Source organism: Bacteroidota bacterium (genome assembly GCA_039111535.1).
GTDB lineage: Bacteria > Bacteroidota > Rhodothermia > Rhodothermales > JAHQVL01 > JBCCIM01.
In genome coordinates, this window is record JBCCIM010000242.1 from 1 (window position 1) to 8,261 (window position 8,261).

7 protein-coding genes are annotated in these 8,261 nt (G+C 49.8%); 1 reads left to right on the forward strand and 6 read right to left on the reverse strand.

Features of this window, described 5'->3' with window-relative positions; all coding sequences use genetic code 11:
• The first annotated feature begins 249 nt into the window (after positions 1 to 249).
• On the forward strand, positions 250 to 1,686 hold the full coding sequence (locus AAF564_24215) for a PLP-dependent aminotransferase family protein (GenBank protein MEM8488675.1): 1,437 nt from the start codon (positions 250 to 252) through the stop codon (positions 1,684 to 1,686).
• Positions 1,687 to 1,714: 28 nt separating this feature from the next.
• Here the strand turns inward: AAF564_24215 and AAF564_24220 are convergent, their stop codons facing one another.
• The 6 genes from AAF564_24220 to AAF564_24245 form a co-directional block, all read right to left on the reverse strand.
• Complete coding sequence (locus AAF564_24220) at positions 1,715 to 3,196, reverse strand: sulfatase (protein ID MEM8488676.1); 1,482 nt, start codon at positions 3,194 to 3,196, stop codon at positions 1,715 to 1,717.
• 42 nt (positions 3,197 to 3,238) lie between these two features.
• Complete coding sequence (locus AAF564_24225) at positions 3,239 to 4,813, reverse strand: sulfatase (protein ID MEM8488677.1); 1,575 nt, start codon at positions 4,811 to 4,813, stop codon at positions 3,239 to 3,241.
• A gap of 263 nt (positions 4,814 to 5,076) precedes the next feature.
• Positions 5,077 to 5,478: a hypothetical protein gene (locus AAF564_24230; GenBank protein ID MEM8488678.1), complete on the reverse strand. Its 402-nt coding sequence runs from the start codon at positions 5,476 to 5,478 to the stop codon at positions 5,077 to 5,079.
• A 100-nt stretch (positions 5,479 to 5,578) separates the two neighbouring features.
• The gene (locus AAF564_24235) at positions 5,579 to 6,721 is read right to left on the reverse strand and encodes a helix-turn-helix domain-containing protein (GenBank protein ID MEM8488679.1); all 1,143 of its coding nucleotides are present in this window, start codon (positions 6,719 to 6,721) and stop codon (positions 5,579 to 5,581) included.
• A gap of 89 nt (positions 6,722 to 6,810) precedes the next feature.
• Positions 6,811 to 7,458, reverse strand: coding sequence for a hypothetical protein (locus AAF564_24240; protein ID MEM8488680.1), 648 nt, complete (start codon positions 7,456 to 7,458; stop codon positions 6,811 to 6,813).
• Positions 7,459 to 7,707: 249 nt separating this feature from the next.
• Entirely contained in the window at positions 7,708 to 8,091 is a 384-nt protein-coding gene (locus AAF564_24245) for a hypothetical protein (protein MEM8488681.1), read from the reverse strand.
• Between the last annotated feature and the right edge of the window lie 170 nt (positions 8,092 to 8,261).

Consider the following 8,261-nt stretch of genomic DNA (forward strand, 5'->3'; position numbering starts at 1 on the left):
ATACGAAGAGGATTCAAAAGGGTGAGAATAGACAATAAGCTTACAGTGAAATAAAATCGCATGGCTTCGTCTTGCGTCTGATTCAACAGGCCGGATTAAATCGCCATCGTCTTTCTTGACGAGTGCAAGATGAAGCTATATCTTAACCGGTGCATCCACCTAGTCCAGTTTATACACAAAAGGTAATCCGGTTTGCTTCCATACAAAAGACTAATCAGCATTACCCCCGCGCAGAGAACACCGCTATATTTGCAGATCGCGAACGAATTTATCCGATTGATCTCTTCAGGCAGAATTGCAAAAGGGTATAAGATCCCAGGTTCAAGACAGATCGCATCAGTGTTGGGCGTAAACAGGAGAACGGTTATTGAAGCGTTCGAAGAATTGTCGGCGCAGGGCTGGATCGAAATAAGGCCAAATTCAGGCACCTTTGTAAATACGAAGTTACCGATCAGAGAAGCGCAGTCGTTACATGATCATCCACCTAGCGGCCTGGCAAAACTAAGTAATTTCAGCCTGAGAGACGACCTCGACTTCCTTGAGAAATACACGCCACACAATCTCAAAGGCATCAAGTATGTCATTGACACAGGATACCCTGATGTACGCATCGGCCCAATGAGAGAGATCACGAGCACGCTCAATGGCTTGATGAAAAGTAAACAGGGTCGAAAGATGATGAATTATGCGGCCGATTTCTTGGGAGATGCGTTGTTGAGAAAAGCCCTCGTTAATTACCTGAAGGAAACGAGGTGTATTAATGCCTCACCAGACAATATCATGGTAACCAGGGGTAGCCTGAATGCCTTTTTTTGCATGTTTCAGGTGCTATTGAACCCTGGAGATGCGGTTATTGTTGGGACTGTAAGTTTTAAAGTGGCTAATAAAATCATCAGGCTGGTGGGCGGCAGACTCATCACGGTGCCTGTTGATGAGGAAGGTCTTGATGTTGATGAAATAGAGAAAATATGTGCCCAACAGGAAGTCAAAGCTGTATTTGTAATGCCTCACCACCATCACCCCACGACAGTGACCTTGAATGCCGAGCGAAGAATGAAGCTACTGATGCTTGCACAGCAATATGGGTTTGCTATTGTAGAAGATGATTATGACTACGATTTTCACTACGCACGCAATCCTATTCTACCCATGGCAAGTGCCGACCAAAATGGCACAGTCGTATATGTTGGATCTTTTAGTAAAACGGTCGCACCTGGACTCAGAACAGGTTTTATAGTGGCCCCTCAAAATGTTATCAGTGAAGTTTCTCGCGTTAGCAGGTTCATTGACTGTCATGGCAATACGGCACTGGAACGTGTGATAGCTATGTTGCTTGACGAAGGGATCATTCGCCGGCATCTCAAGAAGGCCCTTGGCGTGTACGAATCACGAAGAGATCATTTTTGTGATTTGCTTCTACATGAATTAAATGATTACGTACACTTTACACCCCCCAAAGGGGGGCTAGCTGTATGGGTACAGTTCAGAGAGGATATTCCTGTGAAAGAGATAAGAGACGCAGCGCTTGGGTCTGGCCTGAAAATTTCGGACACTGTTTTTCAAGATTCCAATGGCAAAACGATCAATGCCATTCGAATGGGATTCGGTTCGTTGAACGAAGAAGAGATGACAGAAGCTGTCAGGATTCTCAAAGCCGAAATACAAAGCTATTTGGGCAGGAAATAAAGATGTCCAATAATCAGCATTGTATCTGCTACTCAATCCCCCACTTCTCGTGTAACGCATTGATGCGCTCCGCGTAGTTGCGGATCATCCGCGCCTCATAGTAAGCCTGCACCGAAGCCGGCTCGGGGAAGCGACCCTGGTCATCGATCTCTGTCATCCATCCATCGAGTTCGTGGCTAAGCTGACGCAGAATCTCATGGTGATCAGCAGAGGAAGCCAGATTGTTTATTTCATACGGATCAGCAATAACATCATAAAGCTCTTCCGTAGGCCGCGTTGGGGCCATTAAGTATGCCTGCTCCGGCGTAAGTTTGCCTTCCTGGTGTAATTTGCGCATTACCCAGATGGTCTCGTACGTGGCTTCTTTATAGCCATTCATTTGCAGCAGCGGCCGATCGGGATAGTAATTTCGGATATAGCGGAATCGCCGGCTCCGTACGGTACGGATGCGATCCACGGTTTCGTCTCCCCTGTCGCGACCGCCAAATACGTAGGTACGCGGCGGCTCCATTTGTGGACCAAACAACACGCGCCCTTGCATCGCAGGTGGCTTCTGCGAGCCAGCAAGTGCAATGGTTGTGGCTGTCATGTCGATGGAGTGTACGAGTTGCGAACTCATAGAACCAGGGCTGTACCCTTCCGGGGCCGGCAACGACTCGGGGATGTAGATCAACATCGGCACATGCAATCCGCTGTCGTAAGGCCACTGCTTCCCGCGCACCATGGCGCGGCCGTGATCTGCCATAAATACAACAATGGTCTGCTTTGCCAATCCATCGCGCTCAAGAAAGCTGAGCACATCACCAACTTTACGATCGAGAGCCATCACGGCGTTCAAGTACTGCGCCCAGTCTTCGCGCACCACGGGATGATCCGGATAGTATGAGGGCAGCACCACGTTATCTGGATCTGCCGGCTTATCGATGTGCTCGTGGGCTTCATTCCAGTCTTTGCCGCGGTGTGTCTCAGGAAAATTGACCTGCGCGTAGAAGGGCTGGTTATTTTTCAGGTCAGCCCATTTGTCAGAATCAAAGGGTTTGCCGGCGTAGGTGAAATTCCAATCGGTTTTGCCAGTGCCCCTGAACCATGCATCTTCGGGCATTTCCCGGATGTTAGCCGTGAAGTAGCCGGCGTGCCGCATGTGATCAGAAATAACCTGGACTCCGTCGGGCAGTGGAAATGGATAGGCTGAAGTGTCATCCGGTCGATGTGACCGATGATTGTGGGCGCCGATTGCCATTTGGTACATACCGGTATTTATCGCAGACCGTGCCGGCGAGCAAACTGGTGCCGTCGTAAAAGCTTGCGTGAAATACATGCCTTTTTGAGCCAGCGCATCAATATTGGGCGTGTGTACTTCCGGGACATCAAGCAAACTCAACTCTACGCCCATGTCCTCTCCAAAAATCCAGAGAATATTGGGCTGTACTGTGGGTTGCGTTTCTTTTACGTGGGCCTGCCATCCGGTAAGTGAAAGCAGGATGAGGAGCGGCAAAAAGCGATTAAACATGGTCTTCGGGGGTAGATGTAAAGTACTGCCGATGCATACAGGTTACCGATCGTCAAAGTCAGACGCATTTACCCAGCCAGCATTGCCTGCAGTGCCGGCCTCGTAAAGCTCATAAAACCCGCGGTGTTTTTCATCTGCATAAAGGTAGGCATCAAAGATTTCTCCGTTACCCAGGATACGCGGGTCACCTTCAGCCTTGAGGGCGGCGGTCATTTTCTCAGCCAGCTCCGCCATTTGCGTGGCGTAAGCCGGATCTGCTGCCAGGTTGTTGATACAGTCTGGATCTTCGCTAATGTTATACAATTCTTCAGCTGGCCGCCTGTCAAACGAAAGGGCCCAGTACTGATGCGCCGACGAATTTCGGCGGTCGAGACAAACGGTTTTGGTCGGACTCCCATCGCAGTTCAGGTAACCTGTAACCGGATCACCAGCCGGCCAGCGGTCTGTTTTAAAATTTCTGATGTAAAGCAAATCGCCAGAGACAATGCCCCGCATGGGGTAGCCGGCATCGTTGGGCCGGCCGATGTCGTGTCGCTCTTTCCCAATCAGTACGTGTTCGCGCAGGATGGTTGCCGTGTTCTGAAAGATAGGGGTCAGGTCATGTCCGGTTACCGGTTGCATACCAGCCTGGCTGGCATCAAGGCCGGCGAGTGACAGGAACGTAGGCGCAAAGTCAATAAAGCTAACAAATGACGCTACCGTTCGCCCAGCCTCTGCGATGCCAGCCGGCCACATCATCGCTAATGGCAGGTGATTCGACAACTCATAGGCCTGCCCTTTTACGCGGGGGAAAGGCATCCCATTGTCTGCCGTCACTACAACGAGCGTATTTTTCAGTTCGCCGCGCACTTCGAGCAGGTCCAGCATGCGGCCGAGGTGCTGATCGAAGTGTTCAATTTCAAAGGCATAATCCAGCATATCCATACGGACAGAATCGGTGTCGGGCCAGAATGCCGGCACATGGTCAATTTCATCTACTTGCTTATCCGCTACCCGTGCGCCGACGCCGTATTCATAAGCACGATGTGGCTCCAGCGAGCCATACCAGAAGACAAACGGTTCATTTGCCTCCCGATCATCGAGGAAAGCTTCAAAGTTGGCGGCATAATCTATGTTTGAGATGTGCTGTGCTACAGGATCTAGTTTTACTTCGTTGTACTGCTTACCGGTTAACATCCTGCGCTCGCCGGCAGCGTTCTCAGCAATGCCAGGCGCCCATCCTTTTGCCGTGTACCCCACGTGGTAGCCCTGCGCTGTGAGAGCTTCTGCGTACGTTTTGAATTTGGCAGGGAAATAGGGCCAATGGTTGGCGGCCTCTTCGAGTTGCCAGGAGTTTCTCCCCGTCAGGATAGCAGCGCGTGAAGGGGCACATTTGGCGTTGGGTGTGTAGGCCCGCATGAAGAGTAAGCCTTCCGCTGCCACGCGGTCAAATGCCGGTGTATCTACCCAATCAGTGCCATAAGCGCCCATATGAGGGAATGAAGCATCGTCAGCAATGGCGAACAGAATGTTTGGTGGCGCAGGCTGCACATCTTCGGGTGTTGCGCAAGAGCATACACTCGAAATAAGCAATAATCCTGTCAAGTAGCTGATGGAGCGGGGGGCATGTTTGATCATGACAGCCGGAGGTTTGCGTGCGATGTACTGAATAGGACATGTTAACTTAAGCAGTACCGACAATCAATGTGCATCACGCCTTTTTTGACGATTTGACGCTGAAACAACTCATCAAATCCCCCGCTCTGGCTGTGTAGTATCGCACAATTGGGATCAGGACGCGCTGAATCTCCAGGAAACTGTACACGATTAACAAGCAAACAAAAAATGCCGCGCTGTATCGTGTACAGCGCGGCGATTGGTTCAATGTGTGTTTGGGCCATTTATTTGCGGACCCCAGTCCAGGGCGTGAGAAAGCCGCGACCGAGGGAATGCGTTGATCCGGTGAGCTTGCCATCTACCAATTCCCCGGTTGTATGATAAACGCCGCTGCCATCCTCGGTTGTGAAGGCAAAGACCACTTTACCCCAGGACGTGTTGATTTTGCCATTCATGATTTTAGTACCATAGAAGGTCCCTTTGATCTGCTTGTTTTTTGCAGAGGTGATCACCATGTTCTGGATATACGGTGGCGAATCAGGCGAAGGCCGCAAGTCGACGGCCCATGTCCCTTCAAGCTCGGGTACCGCAGTGTGCGGTGTATAAGAGAAGCCTGAAAGAGAAAGTACCAGCGAAAGAAGCGTTGCCGCGCAGAAAAGATTGGAAAAGAAGTTTTGGTTTTTCATTGTGCTTACCAATTGATGTTTAACAAATCTGTTGGCAAGCTTACGGCGGATCGCGGGGGCATTTCGCCACAATTAAACAATTGAGACGTGTCTTATTGTCTCAATTGGAAAGATGAGACGCCGCCTCATCTCGTACCTGGCCGGGTGTTTTTCCGGTAACCTTCCTGAAAATACGGTTGAAGGTAGCTTTTGAGTTGAATCCTGCCTCAAACCCAATGGCGGTCAGGGTATAGTTTGCATATGCAGGAGTTTGAAATAATCGGATCACTTCTGCCACCCGAAATTCGTTTACGTACTCGCTGAACGTCTTTTTGATAGAAGTATTGAGTAACTGGGTCAGCACATAAGGCTTGACATCGATAGCTGCAGCCAGCGTATTCAGGGATAGATCAGCTTCTAGATACAGTTTCTGCTCATCCATCACGTGTTGCAGCAACGCAACCTTTGCATCCACGTCTACTAATCCATCGATATCAATTTTGCTGGCCGGCTTAACAGGTGTATTTCGGTTCAGGAATCCGGCAAATCCAAAAGAATACGTAAGCGCTGCGATGCCTATATAAAGCGGGTAGATATAAAAAGGCTGAAAGGCGATATCAAAAAACAGGTAGTCTACCAGGCTACAGGTGATCATGGCTGCTGCAAAGCCTAGGTATATCCAGATAAAACGCAGCAACCAGCGCACGTGCACAGCAGGATCAGCTGCCGCATCATTGTCCTCAGCAGGCCAACCCGCTTTCCATAATCGACGGGCATACCAGCCATATCCCAGAATAAGACCACAAAATACGATAATTTGGATGGGCGTATGATTCCAAAGCATGTAGGCTTGCCGGCCCAGCCAACTCAAACTCTCTGGCGTGCCATCCCAGAAAAAATTCTGGGTTTTCACATAGTTACTGATGATAAACTCGATAGCTGGCGGCACCAGGTGCACCCAATCAGACCTTTGCAAGCGCCTTTGAGGATTCAGGTAGCAGGCTACGTAAAAGAAAAGCAGTCCGCCATACAACCAGTTGAATTCGAGCAGAAAGTGATAGGCGATATAATCAGGGCCACCATAGCCAGCGGTACCGATAAGCTCGGCAACCAGTCGGTAAGCAAAGAATCCGAGCAATACGGCGAGAAATCGATTCGCGTAGTAGCGGGGACTCGATCGCTGCCAAAGCAAAAACCCCATCACCAATCCCTGAACAGCACCAACGCCTAATACAATCTGGTAAACAAGAAACCAACCACTCATTAAACTGCCCAACGGAAACGGGATGATAAACCGGGTGTGTCCCCAAATATACCGTATCCATTCCGACAGCACAAAATCAAAGTACCTACTCAGGCAACAAACTGAATACCTGCAAAGCGATGCAAAGCCGCATAGATTTGTCTGAGGAAATCGAGGATGTGCCGACGGCTTAGCTGCAATACGTCGAGTGCTTCCTGCTCCGAAACCCCGTCAGCCATAAATGCCAGCAGTAAGTCCGTTTGGATGGGAAGCATCATATCTGCTTCTGCTTTGAACGCCTGGTCAGCAAATACGTGGGCCGCGTACTTTGCTAGCGGGGGCTGCATCCACAATCCGCCGGCTACTGCCCGTCGGATGGTTTTGATAAACTTTACATAGGGCTGATAACCAACTACAACACCATGGGCGCCGGCATGGATCGCTTCAATCATATGAAGCCGGCTATCAGCACCATCAACGTACAGACACGTAAGGTCTGGATGCTGCTGCTTTAACAGCTTGATGCCAATCATAATATCGAGGTATTCGGACTCTTCCCCATCTACAGGTCCAAAAACAAGTGCTACATCAGGCCACTGGGTAGAAGTTGGTGATATTACCTGCGTTTGAACCGCAGCCATGTCGTCAAAACAGCGGATGCAACGAATATCAACCGTTTCGTTAATGAGGCTGCTTATTTCTCGAGACCGTATTACATCAGGGTCGACAACCCATACAGAAATTGCTGAATAGGACATGGTACGTACATGACAGATGTGGGATAGCCGAGACGTACGGCTAGAAGCCGCTGTGACTATCGGAAGAATCGCATGTACAAGATAACCAAAAGATTTCCCGTAGCGCATGGCGTAAATGCACTATTTTAGTGTGAGGAGTGAGGAGTGAGGAGTGAGGAGTGAGGAGTGAGGAGTAATTTAGTTGATTTTGTGGAAGTTTGGACCTGACGCGGGCGTACTCCTTTTATGCCTTAGCCCCCACCAGAAAGGTTAAGCGCCTTGCGGCACAACGCTGAATTCTAGATATGGTTTTGAGATATAAGGGCCTGGTGATGTTGATTTCATTCGGACCTGGCGGGCACGGGTTTTGATTTCTCGCGCTTCACGGATTGCAAGCTTATCGAGCATTTGCTGGTACGACCGCACGTGGTGCGCTGCTGCCTTTACCTGCTCTCGGGATTCAAGGAGATCGGATACAACGCACCGAACCTGCTCGCGTGTAACCACGCCGGCTATGTAATCCAGTGAAATAGCTTCAGCTTTGCCGAGAAATCTGATATGCTTGTGCCTTGCAGCTTCAAATGCACCTGCTGCAGCGTCGCGCATGGCGATGAGTTGCTCGCGCTGCCGCCGGGGAGACGGTATTGAAGACATGAGAAATAGCTTTGATTGGATGGGGTATTAATGTCCTGCCAGCAAAGCAATAATCAGAATCTATTTTTGAGATGAGCCGGGAGGACTATTTCCTCCATTTCAAAAGCAATGCCAAGCTGCGCGTTGACGCAACTTTAATTTCTGGAAGCGCTTTTATTTTATTGCGCAAT

Bases quoted from the DNA above. Each gene is read 5' to 3' on its own strand.
- AAF564_24220 (MEM8488676.1), bottom strand. From the start codon at position 3,196: ATGTTTAATCGCTTTTTGCCGCTCCTCATCCTGCTTTCACTTACCGGA.
- AAF564_24235 (MEM8488679.1), bottom strand. From the start codon at position 6,721: ATGAGTGGTTGGTTTCTTGTTTACCAGATTGTATTAGGCGTTGGTGCT.
- AAF564_24240 (MEM8488680.1), bottom strand. From the start codon at position 7,458: ATGTCCTATTCAGCAATTTCTGTATGGGTTGTCGACCCTGATGTAATA.
- AAF564_24230 (MEM8488678.1), bottom strand. From the start codon at position 5,478: ATGAAAAACCAAAACTTCTTTTCCAATCTTTTCTGCGCGGCAACGCTT.
- AAF564_24245 (MEM8488681.1), bottom strand. From the start codon at position 8,091: ATGTCTTCAATACCGTCTCCCCGGCGGCAGCGCGAGCAACTCATCGCC.
- AAF564_24225 (MEM8488677.1), bottom strand. From the start codon at position 4,813: ATGATCAAACATGCCCCCCGCTCCATCAGCTACTTGACAGGATTATTG.